General features: G+C 36.3%; 24 protein-coding genes, 1 other RNA gene and 1 pseudogene. 1 reads left to right on the top strand and 25 read right to left on the bottom strand.

All coding sequences use genetic code 11. From position 1 onward, the window contains the following. Positions 1-16: 16 nt before the first annotated feature. The 16 genes from trpS to N2Z58_02100 all read right to left on the bottom strand — a co-directional run bounded on the left by trpS (position 17) and on the right by N2Z58_02100 (position 14,955). Positions 17-1,000, bottom strand: coding sequence for a tryptophan--tRNA ligase (trpS, locus tag N2Z58_02025; GenBank protein MCX7653442.1), 984 nt, complete (start codon positions 998-1,000; stop codon positions 17-19). A gap of 81 nt (positions 1,001-1,081) precedes the next feature. Further along, on the bottom strand, positions 1,082-1,579 hold the full coding sequence (locus tag N2Z58_02030; GenBank protein MCX7653443.1) for a ferritin family protein: 498 nt from the start codon (positions 1,577-1,579) through the stop codon (positions 1,082-1,084). An 86-nt stretch (positions 1,580-1,665) separates the two neighbouring features. Continuing rightward, positions 1,666-1,944, bottom strand: a complete 279-nt coding sequence (locus N2Z58_02035; GenBank protein MCX7653444.1) for a thioredoxin family protein — start codon at positions 1,942-1,944, stop codon at positions 1,666-1,668. A 1-nt stretch (position 1,945) separates the two neighbouring features. Further along, on the bottom strand, positions 1,946-3,607 hold the full coding sequence (locus tag N2Z58_02040) for a penicillin-binding transpeptidase domain-containing protein (protein MCX7653445.1): 1,662 nt from the start codon (positions 3,605-3,607) through the stop codon (positions 1,946-1,948). 16 nt (positions 3,608-3,623) lie between these two features. After that, positions 3,624-6,263 (bottom strand): CBS domain-containing protein, encoded by a 2,640-nt coding sequence (locus N2Z58_02045; GenBank protein MCX7653446.1) that lies wholly within the window; start codon positions 6,261-6,263, stop codon positions 3,624-3,626. Continuing rightward, positions 6,260-7,444, bottom strand: a complete 1,185-nt coding sequence (locus tag N2Z58_02050) for a metallophosphoesterase (protein MCX7653447.1) — start codon at positions 7,442-7,444, stop codon at positions 6,260-6,262. Before N2Z58_02050 ends, N2Z58_02045 begins: the two co-directional genes overlap by 4 nt. Positions 7,445-7,466: 22 nt before the next feature. After that, positions 7,467-8,303, bottom strand: coding sequence for an MBL fold metallo-hydrolase (locus N2Z58_02055; protein ID MCX7653448.1), 837 nt, complete (start codon positions 8,301-8,303; stop codon positions 7,467-7,469). A gap of 25 nt (positions 8,304-8,328) precedes the next feature. Further along, positions 8,329-8,778 carry a 50S ribosomal protein L9 gene (rplI, locus tag N2Z58_02060; GenBank protein ID MCX7653449.1) on the bottom strand — a complete coding sequence of 150 codons (450 nt, stop codon included), beginning with the start codon at positions 8,776-8,778 and terminating at the stop codon, positions 8,329-8,331. Positions 8,779-8,795: 17 nt separating this feature from the next. Beyond that, the gene (prmC, locus tag N2Z58_02065; protein MCX7653450.1) at positions 8,796-9,623 is read right to left on the bottom strand and encodes a peptide chain release factor N(5)-glutamine methyltransferase; all 828 of its coding nucleotides are present in this window, start codon (positions 9,621-9,623) and stop codon (positions 8,796-8,798) included. Beyond that, a complete protein-coding gene (locus N2Z58_02070) occupies positions 9,620-9,928 on the bottom strand; it encodes a metal-sulfur cluster assembly factor (protein ID MCX7653451.1) in 309 nt (102 codons plus the stop codon). Before N2Z58_02070 ends, prmC begins: the two co-directional genes overlap by 4 nt. Beyond that, complete coding sequence (gene glmM, locus N2Z58_02075) at positions 9,925-11,229, bottom strand: phosphoglucosamine mutase (GenBank protein MCX7653452.1); 1,305 nt, start codon at positions 11,227-11,229, stop codon at positions 9,925-9,927. Before glmM ends, N2Z58_02070 begins: the two co-directional genes overlap by 4 nt. Positions 11,230-11,272: 43 nt before the next feature. Next, a complete protein-coding gene (locus N2Z58_02080) occupies positions 11,273-11,947 on the bottom strand; it encodes a TIGR00266 family protein (GenBank protein ID MCX7653453.1) in 675 nt (224 codons plus the stop codon). Further along, the gene (pyrR, locus tag N2Z58_02085) at positions 11,937-12,500 is read right to left on the bottom strand and encodes a bifunctional pyr operon transcriptional regulator/uracil phosphoribosyltransferase PyrR (GenBank protein MCX7653454.1); all 564 of its coding nucleotides are present in this window, start codon (positions 12,498-12,500) and stop codon (positions 11,937-11,939) included. Before pyrR ends, N2Z58_02080 begins: the two co-directional genes overlap by 11 nt. Positions 12,501-12,502: 2 nt before the next feature. Further along, a complete protein-coding gene (locus N2Z58_02090; GenBank protein MCX7653455.1) occupies positions 12,503-13,249 on the bottom strand; it encodes a hypothetical protein in 747 nt (248 codons plus the stop codon). Further along, on the bottom strand, positions 13,227-14,348 hold the full coding sequence (gene tgt / locus N2Z58_02095) for a tRNA guanosine(34) transglycosylase Tgt (GenBank protein MCX7653456.1): 1,122 nt from the start codon (positions 14,346-14,348) through the stop codon (positions 13,227-13,229). Before tgt ends, N2Z58_02090 begins: the two co-directional genes overlap by 23 nt. Beyond that, positions 14,329-14,955, bottom strand: a complete 627-nt coding sequence (locus N2Z58_02100) for a cyclodeaminase/cyclohydrolase family protein (protein MCX7653457.1) — start codon at positions 14,953-14,955, stop codon at positions 14,329-14,331. Before N2Z58_02100 ends, tgt begins: the two co-directional genes overlap by 20 nt. A gap of 304 nt (positions 14,956-15,259) precedes the next feature. Here N2Z58_02100 and ffs point away from each other — a divergent pair. Beyond that, positions 15,260-15,523: signal recognition particle sRNA large type (gene ffs, locus N2Z58_02105), an RNA gene on the top strand. Between the two features lie 73 nt (positions 15,524-15,596). Here the strand turns inward: ffs and N2Z58_02110 are convergent. The 9 genes and pseudogenes from N2Z58_02110 to gmk form a co-directional block, all read right to left on the bottom strand. Further along, positions 15,597-15,977, bottom strand: coding sequence for a hypothetical protein (locus tag N2Z58_02110; protein MCX7653458.1), 381 nt, complete (start codon positions 15,975-15,977; stop codon positions 15,597-15,599). Beyond that, a complete protein-coding gene (locus N2Z58_02115) occupies positions 15,964-16,089 on the bottom strand; it encodes a hypothetical protein (GenBank protein MCX7653459.1) in 126 nt (41 codons plus the stop codon). Before N2Z58_02115 ends, N2Z58_02110 begins: the two co-directional genes overlap by 14 nt. Before the next feature lie 70 nt (positions 16,090-16,159). Next, a complete protein-coding gene (locus N2Z58_02120; protein MCX7653460.1) occupies positions 16,160-17,104 on the bottom strand; it encodes a phosphoribosylformylglycinamidine cyclo-ligase in 945 nt (314 codons plus the stop codon). Positions 17,105-17,131: 27 nt separating this feature from the next. After that, a pseudogene (purD, locus tag N2Z58_02125) lies at positions 17,132-18,340 on the bottom strand (phosphoribosylamine--glycine ligase). Between the two features lie 9 nt (positions 18,341-18,349). Beyond that, positions 18,350-19,264, bottom strand: a complete 915-nt coding sequence (locus tag N2Z58_02130; GenBank protein MCX7653461.1) for a phosphoribosylaminoimidazolecarboxamide formyltransferase — start codon at positions 19,262-19,264, stop codon at positions 18,350-18,352. Between the two features lie 7 nt (positions 19,265-19,271). Continuing rightward, positions 19,272-19,877, bottom strand: a complete 606-nt coding sequence (purN, locus tag N2Z58_02135) for a phosphoribosylglycinamide formyltransferase (protein MCX7653462.1) — start codon at positions 19,875-19,877, stop codon at positions 19,272-19,274. Beyond that, on the bottom strand, positions 19,841-21,145 hold the full coding sequence (gene purF / locus N2Z58_02140) for an amidophosphoribosyltransferase (protein MCX7653463.1): 1,305 nt from the start codon (positions 21,143-21,145) through the stop codon (positions 19,841-19,843). The genes purN and purF overlap by 37 nt, the downstream gene beginning before the upstream one ends. 141 nt (positions 21,146-21,286) lie before the next feature. Further along, positions 21,287-21,517 (bottom strand): DNA-directed RNA polymerase subunit omega, encoded by a 231-nt coding sequence (locus N2Z58_02145; protein ID MCX7653464.1) that lies wholly within the window; start codon positions 21,515-21,517, stop codon positions 21,287-21,289. Then, a complete protein-coding gene (gene gmk / locus N2Z58_02150; protein ID MCX7653465.1) occupies positions 21,510-22,151 on the bottom strand; it encodes a guanylate kinase in 642 nt (213 codons plus the stop codon). Before gmk ends, N2Z58_02145 begins: the two co-directional genes overlap by 8 nt.

A 22,151-nucleotide genomic window follows, 5' to 3' on the forward strand; every position in this document is an offset into this window, starting at 1 on the left:
TACTTGTAAAATTCGCTTAAAACATTATCTTCACTGCGTCTTTAACTTCCTCCATAGTCTTTTGGGCTATTTGTCTTGCCTTTTCGTTACCTCGATGTATCATTTCTTGTACATCTCGCTCATGTATTGAATTATACCTTTCCCAAACCGGACTCAATTTTTCTATCATGTGCTTAAGTAGCAATTTCTTGCAATCAACGCATCCAATCTTAGCTTGCGTACATCCCTCGAAGACCCACTGTCTTTCTTCTGGAATGTTAGCTGTTCCAAAAGCTTTGTGATAATCCCATACTGGGCAATTTTCAGGATTACCTGGGTCGGTTCTCCTCTTTCTTGCAGGATCTGTGACCATAGGCAAGATCATTTTCGAAAGCTCGGCTTCTGTTGATATCAAAGGTATAGTATTTCCATAGCTTTTACTCATTTTTCTACCATCTGTCCCAAGTAGCTTTGGAACCTCAGATAGCAATTCTTTCGGCTCTGGAAAGATTTCTTTTTTGAATATGTAGTTGAACCGACGCGCAATTTCTCTTGTCAGCTCAACATGGTAAACTTGATCTTCTCCAACTGGTACACCATCTGCTTTGTAGATCAATATATCAGCTGCTTGTAATACTGGGTACATTAAGAAACCGGCATTCGACAAATCCCTGTTGGTTATCTGTTGCCTCATTTCTTTGTACGTGGGGACTCTCTCAAGCCATGAAAGTGGTGTAATCATCGAAAAAATAAGCATCAGCTCGGCATGTTCTTTTATGGCAGATTGAACAAACAACGTAGATTTATCAAGCCCAATTGCCATGAGCACTTTTATCAAATCCTCAGTGAACTCCTTTATTTCAGATGTGTCTTCATAATGTGTTGTTAACGCATGCCAATCTGCTACAAAGTAAAATGTGTCATGACCTTCGTTTTGAAGTTTCAACCAATTTTCAAATACACCCACATAATGACCAACATGAACCTTACCAGTTGGCCTTATACCACTGAGAATTCGCAAAGTATTCAACCTCCTCGCAAAAAGTTACACGTGACAAGTTAATTACAACAATTCAACAGTAATATATTTGAATTTCTGGACTTAGAAAAGCGGTGTAAAGCCTTGCTGACTCCAATAATTTTTCATTGTTTCCTCATATAATTCAAGTAACATTTTCTTGTGATTTTCTTCCCAGCCTGCAAGTACGTTCAAGAGTTTTTTCATATCAGAATCTTCGACTTTTTCTGCACTTAAACGATAGAATTTCTCAAAGTCTTCTTCAATCAAATAAGCCATCCTAAGAATACTTAAATCGTTTGCCATGTCATCAAGTGTGCCTGACACAAGCTCACTTTTTTCTCTTTCTTCGAAAAAGTCAGTTCTTGTTATCTCGGTATCGATACTTATTTCAATGTCTTTTTGAATTTTCTCCATCAAACCTTTGAGAAAGTTCACATGCTCATCTTCCATTTTCCAAAGACCTTCGAGTGTGTCTTTGACATCTTTTGATTTTACTCTCTCTACCTTATTTTTGTAAAATTCTCTGCCTTCTATCTCTCTTGCCAACGCAAATCTTAAAATACCAAGAAGTTTTTCCATTTTTACACCTCCATTGAAAAAAGTTTTAGTTCGACGTACAGTTCAATTCCACAGTAAGGAATTTTGCAAAAAATTTGTCTATTAAATTATTTCTCAACGTCAAGTATACCATAAATTCTCTCCACGTATTCTCTAATCTCCAATTCTGAAAAATTCCTAGCAAATCTTTTTATTTCATTTCCTTGTAGGTCATAAAAAACTACCGTAGGTACGGTAAATACCAGACTTTGACCTGCTATCTCTGGCTTTTGAACAACATCAACTATTTCTAATGTCAAATTATAATTTTTTGCTATTTTTTCTACCTTTGGCAAAAACGTTTGACAAACTTTGCAACCATCATTTTTAAAGTATTTAATTATCACTCTATTTCCCTTCCTTCGTTTCTTTGATGTTTTTGTTAAAGAATCCATTTTTGTACATATAGTCAAATATTTTTCGTGCTATTGGAGCGGCGTAGCGTCCTCCACCTTTTCCATGCTCGATAAAAACAACTATCGAGTACATCGGTTTTCTACTTGGTACAAACCCAACAAACCAAGCGTGTGGTTGGCCGTTATCTGTCTGCGCTGTGCCTGTTTTCCCAGCAACAGTTAGTGGAAAACCTTTAAAAGTATCTGCAGCAGTACCCCCATACTCGGCACTCCCTTGAATTGTTGTAACTTCTTCCAATCCTTTTGTAATAATGTCCCAATAATCATCTGGGACCGGAATATCAAAATGTTTTTCACTACTTTCTTCGTTTACAACAAGTTTGGGTTTAACTATAACTCCTTTGTTAGCTATAGTATTATAAATATGTAGTACTTGAATAGGTGTAAGACTCAGAAAACCTTGACCTATACCACATAATATTGTATCTCCAGGATACCATTTTTCCTTTATATTTTGATATTTCCAATCTGGGGTTGGCAGTATTCCGGTAGTTTCACCTGGAATGTTTATCCCCGTCTTTTCACCAAGTCCAAAAGCTTTCGAAACCTTAATTAAATTATCTATACCAATATCAAGTGCAGCTTTATAAAAATACACGTTACACGAAACTCTGAGTGCTTTTTCTATATCAACATTTCCGTGACCAGTAGGTAACCAATCATTGTATCTCCCAGTCACTCTACCTCTTGAATCTCGATAATAAAAAACCCCTTTACAACTGATTGGACTTGGTTGACCATAAATCATTTGTGCTAATCCAGTTACAACTTTAAATGTTGAACCAGGTGGATAACTACTTGATATAGCTCTATTCAAAAGTGGCTTCATTGGATCATTTACTAACTTCTGCCATGTCAGAGAGTCTAAATTGTTTAAATCAACATTCGGGGCTGGATAAGATACCATTGCAAGTATCTCACCTGTTTTGGGCTTGGAGACTATAACGACGGATGGCGTATCGAATTCTGTTAATGTTTCGTATATGAATTTCTGCAAACAGTAGTTTATCGATGTTTGTAAATCTAATCCATTTTCTGCCTCGCTTTCTATTATTCCCTCTTGATATTTTCCTCCAGGTGTTTTTATTCCATACGAAACACTTACCTTTCCCTTCAAAACCTCGTTATATGTGTACTCTAGTCCAGACATGCCATCTCCATCTGCGTTTACACTACCAATCAGAGGGTATAAAAATCCATATGAGCGGCGTTTTTCTACAGCGTAGATATTGTAACCTATACTCTTCAACAAAAATGCTTGTTCCCAATTTAGTTCTGCCTTTCCTGTGTTTCTTAAATTGGTCAATTGTTCAACAGATAGGTATTTTTCCAATATTTGTTGATCTTTTTGCGAATATTCTTTCAGTGCTATTACAGGAACCTTTTCGCTCCAAGCTAACTTAACTCCATCAGATGAATAAATTGTACCTCTCAAACCTCTCTTGTATTCATTCTTACCTATTAAGTCCATTAGTATTTTTTTATTCTCTACTTGCTCTAATATTTGTACCTTAACAAGCCCATAAATCACGTAACAAAACATCAAAAAATATATAATATATATTGTATATTTTCTTGAAAGATTGCTTTTCAAAACAATCACCACCAAATTACTCGGATGATAGATTGTTCTTATTTATATATTTCACTACGAGAGTATCAAGAAATTCTTCCTCGTCTAAATTGTTATCATCAAGTTTTCTGCAAAATACTTCTTCCAGTATTGTATTCAAGATAGGTCCTGATTTGATTTGATATTTTTCCATCAGCTTTTTACCAGAGATTTTTTCCAATTTTATATTTTGAACAGTATCTATGTAATACTTCAAGTAATCCTGTGCCTCCGTTGTAAGATAAGCAGATATGTGTGCATAAACGTATGGATTAGATTTTCCCAGTACTTTGTATATATCAGAGAGCGGAAATTTGTTTTCAATCATAGATTTGACAGGAAGTATCATATTTTCTGTGAATTTTAAACTTTCTATAAATTTTTTCGGATATCCATATTTTGATCTCATATCCTCAAGTGAAGTTTTATCGTAATATTCAAGAAGAATAGTCGAAATTGCATAGAAATGATTAAAATTATTGAACTTATCTCTCAAAAATGGAATGAATGCGAATAATCTTTCTAACTTTTCTTCCATAACAGTTGTGTAATAGGTTTTTGGAAATATATGCTTAATCATACCAAGTTCCGCCATTCTTTTGATAGCATTGAGAGGATTCTTTTCTTCCAATATCTTTTCTAATTCTTGTCTTATTCTCGAACCAGAAACCCTCTCAAGATAATTTTCTTCGAGGTTTTTCTTGAGTAAGTATAATGTATGCTCTTCCATATGAAAACCATATCGCTGTTCAAATCTCACAGCTCTGATCATTCTTGTTGGATCTTCTATAAAACTAAGATTGTGTAATACCCTTATAATACCTTGTTCTAAATCTCTTTGACAGTTAAAAAAGTCGTACAGTACACCAAACTCCTGAGGATTTAGTTTTATCGCCATTGCGTTGATTGTAAAATCTCTACGATAAAGGTCTTTCCGAATTGTACTAATATCAACTTGCGGAAGTTCTCCTGGACTTTCATAGTACTCTGTTCGTGCTGTAGCAATATCAATCTTAAAGCCGTCCTTAAATACAATAGTTGCTGTGAAGAATTTGTCGTACGGAACCACGATAGCATTTAATTGTGTTGCTACGTATTTTGCAAATTCTATCCCATTTCCTTCAACTACAATGTCAATATCGTAGTTTTCTATATTCAATAATAAATCCCTGACAAATCCACCAACCACATAAACCGGCGAATTCGTTTCGCTGCCATAGAATCCTATGAGTCTAAGTAAGTTTACTACGCGTTTTTGCAACCTTTCGTTTATTAAAGAACTAAGGTTTTTGAAAGAAGGTGCACTACGTATCTCTTTGGTAAAACTACTACTTTGCACTATACTTTGTGAACGAATTATGTCAGACCTTGTAACTATACCAACAAGGATATTATTTTCATCGAGTATAGGAATCCTACCTATGTCGTTTTCTACCATCAAACGTCTAAGTTGTGTAACTGGCGTATCTACTTTCGCTGTTATTAATTTTGATGTCATTATGGATTTTATCGGTCTTTTACCAAGACCATGATTGAGCGCTTTGTCTACAGCCTTTTTAGTAACGATACCTACAAGTTTGTTACCCTCAACAACAGGTATACCGCTATGTCCTGTTATTTCCATAATTTTATTTACCTGTTCTATAGTTTCTGTTGAAAATGCTGTACGTACCGGTGAAGACATAATGTCTTTTGCTTTTAAACCAATGGATAAGTACTTTGGTATGAGTTGTAATATTTTATGTTCAACTTCTTCTACAGATGCCATATTCACCGTTGCGGAAGCTGCTTGACGGTGTCCACCCCCACCAAATTCACTCATCAACCCTGCTAAGTCAATATCTGGGGATTTCGTCCTACCAACTATAAATATCTTTTTTCCCATACGCACAATGGATATGAATGTTTCCACGTTGTGAGCATACCAAAATTTAGAGACTATTATTGATAGTCCACCAACAAACTTCTCTGTCTCATCTACTGAGATTGTAATCTGATAGTTCTCTATGTTGTAGTTTCGTGCATTTTGTAACAAGTTGTTTAATATTATCTTCTGATCGATAGTTAAATCAAACCTTATGTATTCTGAAACAGTGTTAAGTTGAAGGCCATTATTGAAAAGATACATTACAGCTTCCAAATCTTCTATTGTTGTACTCGAATATAGGAAGCTACCTGTATCTTCGTAGATTGCTATGCCTAATAATGTAGCCTCTTCCTTAGAAAGCTTGACACCTTTCTCTTTAAGCATATTGACAACAATAGTAGTTGCAGCACCTGTTAGCTTTAATATTTTCTTTGATCTGCTATCTTCATTATCTGAATTTCTTATATCTGGATGATGGTCAATAATTGTTATTTTAGTATCTGGGTTTAATTTATTTTTTATTTCTTCACCTACCCTTTCCAATCCTGGAGTATCTACTATTATTATTTCATCGATATCTTCGTTAATTCCCTTTAACTCATTCTCTGTGAGAAATGGAAAATAATCTTCGTAAAATCTGAGGAATTCCTTCAAATTTTGTACAGGATTTCCTGCGATTACTATCTCATAATTTGGATAAACTTTCTTCAGTGCAACACAACTTGCAAATCCATCAAAGTCTGGGTTGCTATGGCATGTTATAACTTTCAATCTATCACTTCCCGCTTCTTTATCTTATTAATCGTTCCAGTCATAATTTCAACATCCGAACCTTCAATCTTAGCTATTCCGTAGAATATTTCAAAGTATTTTTGAAACATACCATGAGCCCTTTTTTCCACAACCGGTTTCCATGAACCACAGTTCATAAAAAATTTTAACTGACCGTTTATTTTTGTTATTTCAAATACAGGTTTGTGGCTGTGTCCTACAACTATTCCATCAATTGATTTTAAATCGATCATATTTGATGGATTATCAACATAACCATCCATATACGTTTTTAATATCCCGGTGTTTTTAAATACCTTAATAGCTGCCTTTTTCAAATAGTCTGTTTTTTTCAATTTTCTGATGTTCATGATAATTCTTACTATCAACTCTCCGAGCTTTATTCCACCAATTTTGTTTAGAAAGATTATTGAGAGCTTACTCATAAGTGGATAGTTTTTCTTCATCCATTTTTGTGCCTCTTCTTCTTTCATCATTTCAATGAAATTGTCTATCCACAGTTTCAATAAATCAACGCTGTTTTCGTAAACATCCGCTATTTTTTCTAACCAGAGAAACACATCCAACACAGGTCTAACATTATCATAGTCTTTTACAACGTGCTCAGGAAGATGTTTCTTAAGATCTTCGTCAAAATTCACCATCATATACCTGGCTATAAAATCACCGAGTGGTGGTATGAGTTCACCATCTATTTGTGTGAATTTGTTTATCGAATCAAACTGATTACCGTGTACAGCTAAAATAGAGCTTTGTTCGTCATAATAGTATGGGACGATATTTAAATTCTTAATCTTTTCTTTCAACGCTGTTTGAAGTTTTTCGTTTTTAAGTATGTAATAATCGTGATTACCTATTACGTACCAAACTGTACCCTTGAATTTGTTTAACGTTTCAAAAATCGTTGGATGAGCTTTATTTATATCATCGATAACCGTTCCATCTAACATTTCAACACTTTCCCAAAAACCTAATAGTCCGAGGTTTCGGACCGCGTTAGATTCCAATATTTCAAAACCATCACCAACTATAACTATCTCCGGGTTTTTAAGTTCGTTCCATTCCAATACTAAATTTTCAAAGAGTTCATCTTGGTTGAAATCATCTTTGCTGTTCCCATCACCTATGTGCAAATCACTTATGAATATAATGTGTCTCAAAAAAGTTCACCCACTTTTTAGTTTAAAATTCGAATATCTTTTCAGGGTGGACGTACGTGATATCAGTACCTGGTATGTTTATCTTTCTTATTGCTTTCTCAAGCCCTTTAACATATCTTGAAGAAATATGGTACAAAACAAGTGTTTTGATGTTGGAATCTTTAACTAATTCTACAACCTCCTCAAGTGACGCATGATTGTTGAATTTCCTGTCTTCTTTCTTCAAAAAGGTACATTCATGAAACAAAATTTCTGTGTCAACAATATCCTCTTTTCTTAATAAAATAGTATCTCCAGATATGGTGAGAATTTTCTTCTCATAACTTTCAGTTATTTTTTCACTTCCAAGCTCCTTTGCCAATCTCGAAATATCCTGTACTGAGAGTTTTCTGTATTCCTCTTTCAACCTTTTCCGAACATCTATAACGTGATATCCGAAAGAAATTTCGCTGAAAGTATGATTAACTATGAACGGTTTTACATACCTTGTAAATGAACCAGAATTTCTCAAAAATATCTTCTCACCATGCTTCACAGGAATAAATTTTAGTTCAAATCTTAACTCACTGTTGGATCTTTTTAGAAAATCAGCGTACATTTCTATACCACGATTACCCTCTGGATAATAAACAAAAAGTGGCTTTTCTCTGTCACCCATTGCATTATTACGTGTGTTAATTACCGACCATAAGCCCGCTATGTGATCGACGTGACCGTGTGTTAAAAAGACATATTTTACTGCATATATCTTGTTACTTAACATTGTTGCAACACCTTCTCCGGCATCAAAAAGGATTCGCTCCGGAGAGTAGTATATCCAAGTTGAGTATAGAGCTTTACTAAATGCTGTAAAATTCAATACTATTGCACCCCTTTGATGACAGCTACTGGATTTTTTCTACTTGCACTTTTATCTTCCCAGATACACCACCAGGAAGCTTAACTACAATGTCGTATATTCCAGTCGTTTTAATTGGGCTGTCCAATATTATCCATTTCTTATCGAATTCTTTTCCTATAACCTTTGATATTTCTTCAGCGATATTTGAATTCGTTAGAGAACCAAATAACTTTCCACTTTCACCAGCTTTCGCACTTATTTTAAACACGTGTTGGTGTAACTGAGCCAGCAATTTCTCACTTTCTTTTCTAAGAGCTTCCTGTCTTTGCTTTTCTTGCTCTTTTTCTTTTTCAAGTTGTTTTATGACTTGCTCTGTCGCTTCCTTAGCAAGCCCTTTTGGGATGAGAAAATTCCTTGCATAACCATCTGAAACATTTGTTATCTCACCTTTCTTGCCAAGTTTTGGTACATCTTGTAAGAGTACAACTTTCATTCTTCTGCCTCCTTTATCTATTTTATTTTACGAAATTTATCAATAACCAAGTATCTATCCTTTCCTGCGAGGTCCTTAATTACCGTTCCTCCGGTTAATCTTTTCAAAAAATCTCCCTGGTCTTCTCCTATCTCCATCAACACTATTTTACCTTCAATATTGTAACGATTAAAGAATGTTTTGTAAAAATTTAAACCATCTTTTCCGGCAAACAGAGCCTCACGGGGCTCAAAATTTACTTCTTTTTGCAACCTTGTACCCTCTTTTACATACGGTGGGTTTGACACTATCAATTGTATATTATTGAATTCTTCCGTAAATGGTTCTATAAATTCTCCCAACCTAAGTTCACATTTCAGGTTATACCTTTCCAAATTTTTCGTACACACCTCTATAGCTTTCTTACTTGTATCCGTCCCGAAGATAGTTATACCAGTTTCAGCTGCGATTGTTATCAACACTACCCCACTTCCCACACCTATATCTATGGCATATTTTAAATTGTAGTTTTTGATATAATTTATAGCAAGCTCTACAAGTCCTTCTGTTTCCCAACGTGGAATTAAAACTCCTTCTTCCACATAAAACTTTCGACCGTAAAATTCAACCTCACCAAGAATGTATTGTAAAGGATAGCCCGTTAACCTTTTTTCTAAAAGTGCTAACGCATGTTCTGGACAAATTAACTCTTCATGTGCAATTAAATATTCTTTTGGTTTGTTCATCGCATGTGCAAGCAAAATCAGAGCTTCCCTCTCGGGAAGCCCTTTAATCTTGTAAAGTTTCAAGACCTGAGAGATAGTTAACTTTTGAGAAGAGCTATAATTTTTGAGATTATTTTTCATATACCAAGTTGTTTTCTTACTACAGGATCAATCCTATCTGGTGTCCACGGAGGATCGAATGTAAGTTCTACCTCTACATTACCTATACCTTCTATTGTTCTGACTTTCATCTCTGCATCGCTCATGATACTACCAGCAAGTGGGCACATAGGTGTTGTCATAGTCATAAGCACCTTAACGTTATTTTGTTCATCTACTTCTATGTTGTAAACCAATCCAAGTGTAACTACATCAAGCCCTATTTCCCAGTCGATAACTTCTTTCAACTTATTCCATACAACTGTGCGAAGTTCATCCTTAGTCATTCTAACTCATCCCCTTTCGATAGTTGCTCAATTTTTCCTGCAATTTCGTAAGCTACGTTTGAAATATAAGATTCATCAGGTCCTTGGACAAATATCCTTATCAAGGGTTCCGTTCCAGATGCTCTAACTACAATATCAACATCCTCCCTTTTGTTTTTCTCAATCAATCTTCTTACTTCTTCATGTTCTATGATAAGCTTATTCTTCGTTTTAACATTTATCATTATTTGTGGATAATCTGGTACCATGCTTGATAGTTCTGAAAGCCTCATCCCTTTTAAAAGCATTGTACGTATAACCTCTAAGGCAGTTATTAGTCCATCACCTGTTGTACTTCTATCCAAGAATATTACATGTCCACTACGCTCACCACCGATGTTCGCTCCAATTTCAATCATTTTTTCAAGCACGTACCTGTCACCAACTTTTGTTCTAACAAGTTCTATCCCTTGTTTTTTTAAAAATACTTCTAATCCCATGTTTGATAGAACTGTTCCAACAACGGTGTTACTTTTAAGTCTACCTTCCTCTTTCATTTTTAGTGCACACACACCCATTATTTTATCACCATGAAATTCTTCCTTTCTCTCGTCCAACAAAATACATCTATCAGCGTCTCCATCATGAAGTATTGCAATGTTATGATTTGTCATTTTCGACATTGCTTGTCTTGGTTCCGTAGAACCACATTCAACATTTATATTGTAGCCATCTGGGTTATTGTTAATAACCTCAACTTTAGCACCAAGACTCCTTAATACATATGGAGTTGTTTCATACGCTGCTCCATTGCCCGCATCAACTAATATTTTTAGACCTGTTAAGTCTAAATCAGAAAAATGCTGAATCACATAATTTGTGTACTCTTCAAAAGCGAGTTTGTAATCTACAACACATCCAATTTCGTTATATGGCGAGTAATGTAATTCCTTCATACGCCTTTCTAAGGTATCTTCAATTTCATCCTGGAGTTTGAAGCCTCGAGAGATTACCTTTAAGCCGTTGAATTCTGGTGGGTTATGCGACGCAGATATCATAATACCTACGGCATCCTCCAATTTGGTAATGACAGCTAACGCAGGAGTAGGTAAAACACCGCACCTGTAAACAGTACCACCTGCAGATGTTGCACCTGCAATAATTGCTGCCTCTAGCATGTCACAGCTTGCACGTGTATCTTTGGCGACGAAAATTCTTTTGTCCACATATTTTGCAAGTGCATTTCCAAGTCTGAATGCAATTTCTGGTGTGAGCTCTTCATTGATTACTCCTCGTATTCCGTCTGTTCCAAAAAGTTTCATGGAAATTCCTCCTTTTTCTACTCCGCAAGTCCAATTTTGATCATTACTTGCTGCCAGTTTCATTCGGAACTAAGGACTTTATCCAAGCAACAAATGCTGGGTAGTTACGTGTTTGAATGTAAACTCTTCCAGGACCAGTAAATGCACAAACAAGCCCTTCGCCACCAAATATGGTTGATTTAAAGCCACCAAATGTTTTAACACTCCACTTCACACTACCGTCAAATGCAACCACATGTCCTGTATCTATCGTTATCTCTTCTCCCATTTGTAATTCAATTAGCTTTATTCCACCAAAGCACGAGATAGCAGCATCACCAACCCCCTGCAACTTTAACAAAAATATCCCTTCACCTGTGAAAAACGATTTGAAACCTCCGAAAGAGACATCTATATCAATGGACGAATCACTTGCCAAGAAAGAAGTAGATTGTACGTACAAAGTACTATTAACAGGGATGACTTCTATATCACCTGGAAGTTCAGGTGCGATACCTATTTCGCCATTTCCGTGTGATGTGTAAGTATTCATAAAAAAGCTTTCACCCCCAAGAATCGCTCTTTTGAGAGCTTTCCATACACCACCTGTAGATGTTCGGATTTCGAGGGGGCCTTTCATATATACCATTGCACCTGGTTCTACCTTTATACTTTCTCCTGGGCCTACATAAGCCTTTAAAAGAGCATAACTACCCCTAAATTCGATATCATATCTCATTTTCTTCACCTGCCATTTTGATGATGTAAACTCCATCTTCACCATCAATTTCTCTCAATCGCACCTTAACTAATTCTTTTTCCTTGGAACTTGGGATATTTTTTCCAACATAATCTGGTCTTATTGGAAATTCCCTGTGCCCCCTATCAACCAAAACTGCAAGCTGTATACTTTTAGGTCTTCCTCTGGATATAATCGCATCCATGGCGGCTCTAATTGTTCTACCAGTGAAAAGTACATCGTCAACAAGTATGATGTTCTTATTATTTATATCAACACCAACGTTACTTCTATCGCTTTCTTTCGATGTCCTTTTTTCATCATCCCTGAACGGTGCAACATCAAGTATGCATACTGGTATCTCTGTGCCCTCGATAAAGGATATGTTCTCGCCTATTCGCTTGGCAAGAACCGCTCCTCTTGTTATAATTCCGACAAGCACAATATCTTCTGCACCTTTATTTTTTTCCAAAATTTCGTGTGCTATACGCATTAACGACCTTCTTATATCATCTTCACCTAGAATCTTGATATTCTTGTGATGAATGTTCATAATTACATCTGCACTCCCAAGGAGAATTTTATTCCGTATTTATATTTCAAATATCTATCGTCTGATACAGTATCTGAAATATTGTAAAAACCGGCTAAAGAAAAACTAAAATTAGATAGTGTAGTTTGAATTATTCCCTCTACTATGTTAAATAACTTACCATCCGAAAGTCTATAAATCGGACTATAAAAAACTGCCAATCTGTTTACAGGTGAAAATCCAAATGCACCAAATCCTAAGGAAAACCTTACTTTGTTGGTTTCAAAATTGTTTACTGTAAAAGACAATTCAAAGTTTTTTCCAAAGACAAGATCAATACCACCAAATACTGTAGGTACACTGCTCATTGACGTATCCATCACTAACAGTGATAGATCGTTGAATCCAAAATTTATTAGAGCATAGTTGTTTAGTACAATTCTCCCGCTCGCGTCAAGTCTTATGAAAAATTTTTCTACAGGAAGAACATTAAACTTTACATTCAAACCGTATAGATTTTTCATATGAGACAACTTGTAATTGATCATTCCGTATGAAAAATTAGAATCCGTTGTGTAACCAAGTTCACCACACAAAACTCCTTCTCTTTGCTGCCAAGCTACTTTTAAAGTATTGTCTGATAAATCATAAAATTCAGAACCAACAAAAATCACGTTACCATTAACCAGCAAATTTACCGGGTTATCAATGAACATTCCAAACGCAATAAATGTAATCAAAAAAAGGTTAAGTGTTACTATCTTTTTCATAAGCCACCACTACCTCCTTCTTGAATTTATCAAACGTACCACTTTCAATACTTTCTCGCATCTTTTGTCCAAATTCCATCATAAAATGTACATCGTGAATTGTGAGTAATATCTGCCCGAGTACTTCCTTTCTGTCAAATAGATGCCTTATATAAGCTTTTGAAAAATTACGACACGTATAGCAATTACACTTTTCGTCAATAGGAGTTTTGTCATATTTAAACTTTGCAGATCTTATATTGAATTTACCATTCCAAGTAACGGCAAGTCCATGTCGTGCAACACGAGTTGGAAAAACACTGTCAAACATATCGACACCACTTGAGACTAATTCAACGAGCAAATCTGGAGATCCTCCGCCCATAAAATATCTGGGTTTATTGCTGGGCATCTTTGGTGCAATAAACTTTACGATATTAATGGTCATCTCCCTTGGTTCTCCAACACTGAGACCTCCTATAGCAAAACCATCAAAGTTAAACTGTGTGATCTCTTGAAGACTTAACTCTCTTAAATCTTCGTAAACAGCTCCTTGAATTATACCAAAGATTGCTTGATTGGATATTCTTCTAAGATGTTCAAGACTTCTTTTTGCCCACTTTGTAGTTAATTTCACTGCACGTTTAGCTTCCTCGTAACCATCCTTTGGATCCGCACAGTAATCAAAAGCCATAACAATATCAGAACCAAGAGTTGCCTGAATTTCCATGGAAAGCTCTGGGGTAATATAATGTTTGGAACCATCAATAGGGGACATTATCCAAACTCCATCATCTGTAATTCTCTGTCCCTTTTTTAGGCTGAACACTTGAAAGCCTCCACTATCTGTTAATATAGGTTTCCTCCAGCGCATAAACTCATGAAGTCCACCAAAATTTCTAATCACGTCCAATCCAGGTTTTAGATAAAGGTGAAAAGCATTCGACAGAATTATTTGAACATTATTTTCTTCCAATATATGAGGAGTTATGAGCTTAACGTTTGCATTCGTCCCAACTGGCATAAAAGTTGGTGTTTCAACAATACCATGCGGTAAATAAATTCGTCCCCTTCGTGCAAGTCCATGCTGGTTGATTATCTCAAATTTTAGTGAATCCATTTTCTTTTACCAACTCCTGTATTCTCTCGTAATATACCTTTGCTTCATTCATTACCTCGTACATTTCATCCAGAATCTTGCTTTTGTACTTTTCATCAACAACCGACTTAAGATTTATCATGACGTTATACTCACCTATCTTGCAAGCGGCTCTAGCAAGCTCTGCTGCACTAAAGGCATCTGAAATCGCGTTTTTGTTTCCCCATTTAGCAACTATCTCACTGAACTTGAGGATATCCCTTGCACATTCGATAAGTTGGAAAGGAGTTTCTATTGCTTTTATCAATGCATTCTGAAGCTTTTCATCACGTCTCTCATCTTCCTTTGGCAGTTTATAAGCCTCCATGACCGAATTGAACGCCTCCACATCCGCCTGAGCAAGTCTGAGAGACTTTTCAACGATAAGTTCCATATTTTCAAGAACTTCTTGCATTAATCCATCAAATTCTTCGTATTTCTTCTTTCCGAGAGTAAGATTAGCAACCATTGAATTCAACGCTCCACCAAGAGCTGCAACAACTGCACCAACAGCTCCACCACCAGGAACTGGTGTCTTTTCCTTTACTTTGTTGCAAAACTCCAGTATAGTCAAACTCTTAATGTCCATAAATACCCCTCCCTCTTTTGCAAAATCTATGATTCTTTGAGAATCTCCCTCCATTTTCCGTCCTCTAAGTTGTTGCAAATAGTTTTTATTATTTGTAATTTTAACGATTTTTGAATGTACCACGCTAAACTTACAAATTGCCAACGGTGAATTTTGATAAAAAATTAAACAAATTAACTATAAAAAATAAAACTAACAATCATCACAGTGATGCTCTTTCATTGTTGATCGCAACTCAAAAATTATTATACCATAAATTCACAGATTGAAAATTACAAAATCAATGATAAAATAAAATGTGGTGCTGTACTAAGCGGGGGGTTGGTGGTCCCCTGTACCCGAAACCCACCTTAGCGGGGCTGAATTCCCTGACTGAGGCAACTTGGGTTCGGAAACGGTGTATTCGATGGCGTTGAAGGTTGGGTCCTACGCAACAACTACCTGTGAACCGGGTCAGGTCCGGAAGGAAGCAGCCCTAAGCAGGCAAGTGTGTGCCGTAGGGTTGCCCGGCCAGAGCCTCTACGAATACATACGACCGGGTCCAGGTTTGTCGAAGCAGGGTGTACAGCACCATATTTTTTTAATTCGCACTTTGTAATCACAAAAAAATAAATGCCCCGGAAAGGGGCACTTATTTTGTATTATTGTTCTAAGTCAGAGTAGAACAGTTCATTTATTTGACATAGATCATCTGGAGAAACGTAATCAAATCTCAGAGGCGTAAAAGGTGAGTCATTACACTTTGGTGGTTTTTTTCCGTACATCATTATCGAAACAACTTTTTGCCGTATATACCAATTTAAGAAACTTTCTTCTGACCCTCTTCCATCGAATTCTCTTAATCCAACCATTAAAATGTACCAAATAGTTTGTTGTAAATCTTCATATGAGTACAAGTAAGACTTGTTAATATTCCAAAAGTATCTTGTCCATCTTTCAACAAGATGTGTATAGCTTAGCACTCTTTCTTGCCATGATTTGATCAATATGTCATTTTCTGGCTTACTTTCAAGCACCTGCATGTTCAATTACCCCCCACGGCTTAACAAATTTTTGTACTATGCGAAGAAACCAAGCTTTAATAAGCTTTTGCAAAATTACTAATAGTATACAAATGTATACATATTGTACCACAAACAACCCCCTCGTGTAAAGAGGGGGTGATGCAATATTATATATCTACTATCACATATATTAACTTTTGTTATTTTATGTGAATATTTGTTGTTGTTGACACTTCTCCAAGTACATTTCCGTTAAGATTGTCGATAATTGGTTGAACGAATTTTTTCTCGGTTACCAATATCATCCCGTAGCCCATATTAAATGTTTTTAAAGCTTCTTCTAAACTTACATACTTAAGGATCCAGTTTATATAATCAGGGAGCTCTAATGTTATTTCCCATCCTTTATCTTTTAATATCCTCCGCAATGCCCTTAGTATTCCTCCACCGGTAACGTGTGCTATTGCTTTTACGGAATTAAAAAATTGTGGTACTTCTTTGTAAATTCTAGTCCCAACTAAAATATCAAAAGGAAGTTCTGATATATCTATTTTCTCTTCTTGGAGTATCTTTCGAATCAAGGACCAACCATTTGAATGAAAACCGCTTGCTGGTAATCCTATGATTATATCTCCATATTCAATCGTCTCGATAGGAAGCTTTTTTTGTAGTATTCCAACACAAAATCCCGCAACATCCCAATCACTTTCTGTGTATACAGCTGGGATTTCCGCAGTTTCCCCTGCTACCAAGGCCATATCGAGTTTTTCAAGTTCCGAACTTAGAGCTTTCACAAATTCGTAATGTTCTTCGGCGATATGATGTACACCGAGGTAGTCCACAAAAGCTTTTGGAACAGCTCCCGTACATACAATGTCGTTGTAGTTCATACCTATAAGGTCTTTTGCAGCATCATTCCATCTTTTGTATTGTATGTGAAGTAATAACTTTGAACCTATTCCGTCGGCGGTTAATACAACAGGCGGATTTGTAAAGTTTAGTATCGTCGCGTAACCAGTTGGTTCTTTGATTACCCATTCCGGAACTCTCACAATAGATTTTATAAAATCTGTGAAATCATCGTTCCTTGTTACGTCAACACCTGAACTTGAGTATGTGTATTTTTCCTTTTTTTGATTGCTCATACAGAAATGTGCATCATCCGTGATTTTTGCAATGTCTTCTCTGTAAAACATTCCATCAAATGAAACATTCTTTATGTTTTCATATGCCCTATTACGTGCTTGATTTAAAGTGTCACCAATTCCAACTGAATGAATTACCCTACCGCCATTTACAAACATCTTATTATCTTTGTCAGCTACGGCGGCATAGAACAATAATCTTTCTTCGTTGTCTTCATAATTACTATTTATTGTTATCTGCTGTCCTTTTGCAGGGTTGTCAGGATAACCTTCCGATGCTAAGACTACATCAACAGCATACTTTTTCGGTTTATATTCTTCATATTTTTCTGAATTGTATGCCTTTAAAACAGTTTCGACAAACTTTTCTGGTTCCATCGCAACAATGACTTCTGTCTCCGGATCACCAAGCCTGACATTGTATTCAAGTACAAATGGTTCATCGTCAACTATCATAAGTCCTACGTAAAGAAACCCTTTGTATTGTATACCTTCTTTCTTTAGACCTTCCAGTGTTTTTCGAAATATATCTTCTATCTTCTCTTTTAACTTATCTTGTATTTGCACAGGTCCATACGATCCCATACCACCGGTATTTGGACCTTCGTTATTTGTGAACGCCCTCTTATAATCTTTCGTAAATGGCAATAGAGCAAAAGTCGTATTGTTGACAACCGCAATAGCTGACAATTCCCAGCCATTCAAAAATTCATCAACAACAACTGGTCCTTTAACATTTGGTATCAGCTGACCGTTGATGAGCTGTGTACCTTTTTCTAAGGCTTCTTCCAAAGAATCACAAATGAGCACACCTTTACCAGATGCAAGCCCATCAGCTTTAATAACATATGGCGGTGTGAATTTTTTTAATACGTCGTATAGTGATTGATCGCTGGTTGCAATTTGAAATCTTGCAGTTGGAATCCCATGCTTTTGCATGAACAATTTTGCAAAGCATTTAGAACCTTCGAGTCTTGCAGCATGTGAATCAGGTCCAAAGATATTCTCTTTGCCATCTGCCACACCTTTCACAAGGTATTCCTCAGAGCCAGGTATGACTAAATCAAATTTGTCAAGCTCTTCAAAATTTTTTATGTCAATGTTATTACCTATTTTCTTAGTACCTGCGTTACCTGGATAAAAATAAACAGAAAATCCAGCTTTCTTAAATGCCCAACCTATAGCATGTTCTCTGCCACCACTTCCAAGGATACAAACGCTCTTAATGTTCTTCATCCTATCACCTCAATGTCTAAAGACTCTAACAGGGGATTTGTAAAATGTTATACCTTTTTCTTTTGCATAATTTAATACTTCCTCGTCTCTTATAGATCCGAGTGGTGCTACAATACACTTTACGCCTGAATTTATAAGTATCTCTAACCCATCTGTAAAAGGGAAAAACGCATCGGATGCAGCTATTGCATCCTTTGCTCTTTCATTAGCAAGTACCGTTGCAATCCAACATGATCGTTTTCTTGACGGTTGACCACCACCAATGCCAACTGTAACGCCGTCTTTTACAATGACTATCGCGTTTGATTTAACTGCTTCTGCAACAATGAGGGCAAATTTAATGTCTCTTAAATCATATTGGTTTCCGAATAGCAGTTCAGGTTCTCCAATAAAAACTCGCTCAGATATTACCAAGCTTCCGAATGCTAACTTACCCGCGTACGGGACATATTCCTTTGGACGTATCAGTCTCACTTTTTTCTTTGAAAGATAATCAATTGCTTCTTGCTCAAAGTCTGGAGCTACAATAACTTCAAGGTACGTCTTAACAGATTGCGCCATTTCGAAGGTAAATGTAAAACTAGTTGCGAGTATTCCACCGTAACTTGATTCGCTGTCAGCATCTATAGCCTTTTGAATACAAAGTATTTTATCTTCATCATTGCTTCCATTTCTCAAATAAGCAGCGCCACACGGCGTTTGATGCTTAATCACACATACACCGCCACCTATTAGATTAAGATTTCTTGATAGTACCCAAGCTGCTTCTGCATCAAGGATGTTGTTGAAAGAAAGCTGTTTGCCTTCATGCAATAGTTCAAACGCAGGTTTACCGTAAACGTACGCCATTTCATGTGCGTTTTCTCCATATCTTAACTGAATATCTTGTTTTTCAAGTTCCAAGTTCTTTTTACCAACTTCCATACCTCTTTCACTCCCCCCACGTGACTTTTCTTCCATGTATCTCAAAACGTGTGTATAAAATTTTATTCACTATCTGCCAATAATACTCGTGTTCAAGTTTGTGTATCTCTCTTTCAAGGTCTTCAATATTCCAATCATCCTCTATTTCTATAGCTTTTTGAAATATAATTGGACCGGTATCGATCCCACTATCAACAAAATGTATTGTGATACCTGTTACTTTCACACCATAATCATAAGCTTGCTTTATACCATCTTTTCCAGGAAAAGATGGCAATAGAGATGGATGGATGTTAATAATCTTTGGAAAATATTTTCTAACTATTTCTTCGGGTATTATTCTCATGAACCCAGCTAGAACTATCAAATCCGGAGAGAGATTTTCAATAATTTTCTCAAAATCTACATACCATGGTTTCTGAAGTAAAACGTAAGGTATTTCAAATTTCTTTGCACGTTCTACAGCAAAACACATTCGATCAGCAACAAGTGCTTGAATCTGCGCTTTCAACCTTCCATCAACGTAGGCGTTGGCAAGTGCTTCAAAATTGCTCCCACTTCCTGAAGCACAGACTATTATGCGGGGTAATTCAGATCGAAACATCCCATACATATTTTCACCCCACATTCATCAAAAACTTCCCTGAATTTTTCAACTGACAAGTAAAAAAGCTCGTCAGCACCTACAAAAGATTTAAGAGCTGATACATCTTTTTGTGAGGCAATAAGTTCACTTCTTCTTGATGTGTCAATACCGTAATTGCATGGTCCTATAACAGCTGGTGAATGGATACCAACAAAGACATGTCTCGCTCCGGCTTCTTTTACCATATCTACTATTACTTTCATTGTTGTGCCTCTCACAATGGAATCATCTATGAGTATTATATCTTTTCCCTTTATAACAGAAGGGAGGGGTGACAGTTTTCTTCTCACAATGTCTTGTCGATTCTTAGGCATTATAAAGCTTCTGCCTATGTAATGATTTCTTATCAACCCATAATCTATTGGTATACGTGATGCAGAGCTGTAACCAAGTGCACCAGAAAATCCACTATCAAGTACAGGAACAACTACGTCACCTTCAATCTTATGTTCTTCATAAAGCTTCATACCAAGCTTCTTTCTAACATCGTGCACGTTTACACCGTAAAAATTACTGTCTGGACGAGCGAAGTATACAAACTCAAATGAGCAAAATCTGTCGTTTGAATCACCAAACCTAATAACTTCAGGTTCTTTATCTTGGCTAAAGAAAACTATTGTACCAGACTCTATTTCACTAATATTATTACAACCTATCGAATAAAGCGCTGAGTCCTCGGAAGCAACAACGTAGCCGTTGTTGAATTTCCCGTAAAACAATGGTCGAATACCGAATGTATCACGTGCAGCTGCCAAGAATGTATCATGGAGTATTACAAGCGAATAAGAAGCCTTTATGCGTGAAAGTGCCCACTGGATGGACTCTTTGGGATCACGATAGGGGGCTATCGAAAAGTAATGAATGAAAATCTCAGAATCTAGTGTTGTAGAGAATATTCCACCGTTTTCCATGACAAACTTTCTACGTTCGTCTGCGTCAACTATATTGCCATTGTGAGCTATAGATAAAGTGCCTTTGAATGTGTATGCTGTAATAGGTTGGATTTCATTTATTGAACCATAGGTAGAATACCGCACATGTCCTATAGCACAATTGCCAGGTAGAAACTTATCATCAGTCAAGACGTTTTCAACAAGTCCTTCTCCTTTCACTGCTCTAAAACCGTTTACAACAACGCCTGCTGCTTGTTGACCACGGTGTTGTAATGCAAGTAATAAATCATGAATTACGTTGTATGATTCGTCAACGTTCCATGTACCTGCTATACCGCACATGACTTTCCCCCCACGATATTTGTCACTATTTTGAGCAAATTTAATCAATTTTTGCTCTTTTCTATTAAGTGTGTTAAACCTAAAACCATTTTAGATTTCGAAAAAACAGAGGACCCTCTCGGGTCCTTCTGCATGGCATAGCTATTTCACTTCAGGTATTAGTATCTTCAGGATATCTTCGTTTTTGATTCTTATATATCCATCCTGAAGTTCTTTAAATGCGATGCTGACTGAATAATCGTCAGTAGTTGTTACAAATGGTTTGGCAAAATCGTTTATAGCTTCAGCTCTTTTAGCAACTATTACAGGAATAGCATATTTATATGGAATTTTCTGTAACAGCTTATCGTAGTTGATTACAAATTTACTCAAACGTGCGCACCTCCTCTAAAAGCCTCTTCACTTTCCTCGTTTCTTTTTGCCTTTCATATCTTAAGCGCTCTGCGTAAATAATTGCGGATAAATTCTTTACAGATTCCTCTAAATCCTCATTTATAATAAGATATTCGAATTCAGGAATGAAAGACAGTTCTTTTTTTGCCGTTTCTAAACGGCGTTTTATTTTTTCTTCACTCTCTGTACCGCGTTTTTTAAGTCTCTCACTCAAAATTTGATAACTTGGAGGAGCTACAAAGATAAATTTGGCACCATACCAATTTTTCTTAACTGTAAGTGCTCCCTGCACATCTATATCAAGTATCACATCGTACCCACTTTTTAGGTGTTCGTTAACAAAATCCGCTGGGGTACCATAATAATTGTCATGCACTTGTGCCCATTCGATGAATCTATTCTCTTGTATCATTCTATTAAACTCTTCGTGTGTTATAAAAAAGTAGTCTACCCCATGGACCTCACCTGGGCGCTGTTTTCTTGTAGTACATGATATTGAAAATACAAGGTTATCAACACGTTCAAGAACAGAACGTATAATACTTGTCTTTCCAACACCACTTGGACCGCTTATAACAAAGAGAATACCTTCCGATCGCTCAGAACTTTCCAT

This window comes from Fervidobacterium sp. (assembly GCA_026419195.1).
Lineage (GTDB): Bacteria > Thermotogota > Thermotogae > Thermotogales > Fervidobacteriaceae > Fervidobacterium.

Excerpts from the sequence above, each read along its gene's own strand:
- prmC (MCX7653450.1), bottom strand. The coding sequence starts at position 9,623 with ATGAAAAATAATCTCAAAAATTATAGCTCTTCTCAAAAGTTAACTATC.
- N2Z58_02100 (MCX7653457.1), bottom strand. The coding sequence starts at position 14,955 with ATGGACATTAAGAGTTTGACTATACTGGAGTTTTGCAACAAAGTAAAG.
- purF (MCX7653463.1), bottom strand. The coding sequence starts at position 21,145 with ATGTGCGGTATAGCAGGTACATGGAACGTTGACGAATCATACAACGTA.
- N2Z58_02090 (MCX7653455.1), bottom strand. The coding sequence starts at position 13,249 with ATGAAAAAGATAGTAACACTTAACCTTTTTTTGATTACATTTATTGCG.
- pyrR (MCX7653454.1), bottom strand. The coding sequence starts at position 12,500 with ATGAACATTCATCACAAGAATATCAAGATTCTAGGTGAAGATGATATA.
- rplI (MCX7653449.1), bottom strand. The coding sequence starts at position 8,778 with ATGAAAGTTGTACTCTTACAAGATGTACCAAAACTTGGCAAGAAAGGT.
- glmM (MCX7653452.1), bottom strand. The coding sequence starts at position 11,229 with ATGAAACTTTTTGGAACAGACGGAATACGAGGAGTAATCAATGAAGAG.
- N2Z58_02110 (MCX7653458.1), bottom strand. The coding sequence starts at position 15,977 with ATGCAGGTGCTTGAAAGTAAGCCAGAAAATGACATATTGATCAAATCA.
- N2Z58_02130 (MCX7653461.1), bottom strand. The coding sequence starts at position 19,264 with ATGGAAGTTGGTAAAAAGAACTTGGAACTTGAAAAACAAGATATTCAG.
- N2Z58_02120 (MCX7653460.1), bottom strand. The coding sequence starts at position 17,104 with ATGAGCAATCAAAAAAAGGAAAAATACACATACTCAAGTTCAGGTGTT.
- gmk (MCX7653465.1), bottom strand. The coding sequence starts at position 22,151 with ATGGAAAGTTCTGAGCGATCGGAAGGTATTCTCTTTGTTATAAGCGGT.
- N2Z58_02030 (MCX7653443.1), bottom strand. The coding sequence starts at position 1,579 with ATGGAAAAACTTCTTGGTATTTTAAGATTTGCGTTGGCAAGAGAGATA.
- purN (MCX7653462.1), bottom strand. The coding sequence starts at position 19,877 with ATGTATGGGATGTTTCGATCTGAATTACCCCGCATAATAGTCTGTGCT.
- N2Z58_02080 (MCX7653453.1), bottom strand. The coding sequence starts at position 11,947 with ATGAGATATGATATCGAATTTAGGGGTAGTTATGCTCTTTTAAAGGCT.
- tgt (MCX7653456.1), bottom strand. The coding sequence starts at position 14,348 with ATGGATTCACTAAAATTTGAGATAATCAACCAGCATGGACTTGCACGA.
- N2Z58_02070 (MCX7653451.1), bottom strand. The coding sequence starts at position 9,928 with ATGACTAAGGATGAACTTCGCACAGTTGTATGGAATAAGTTGAAAGAA.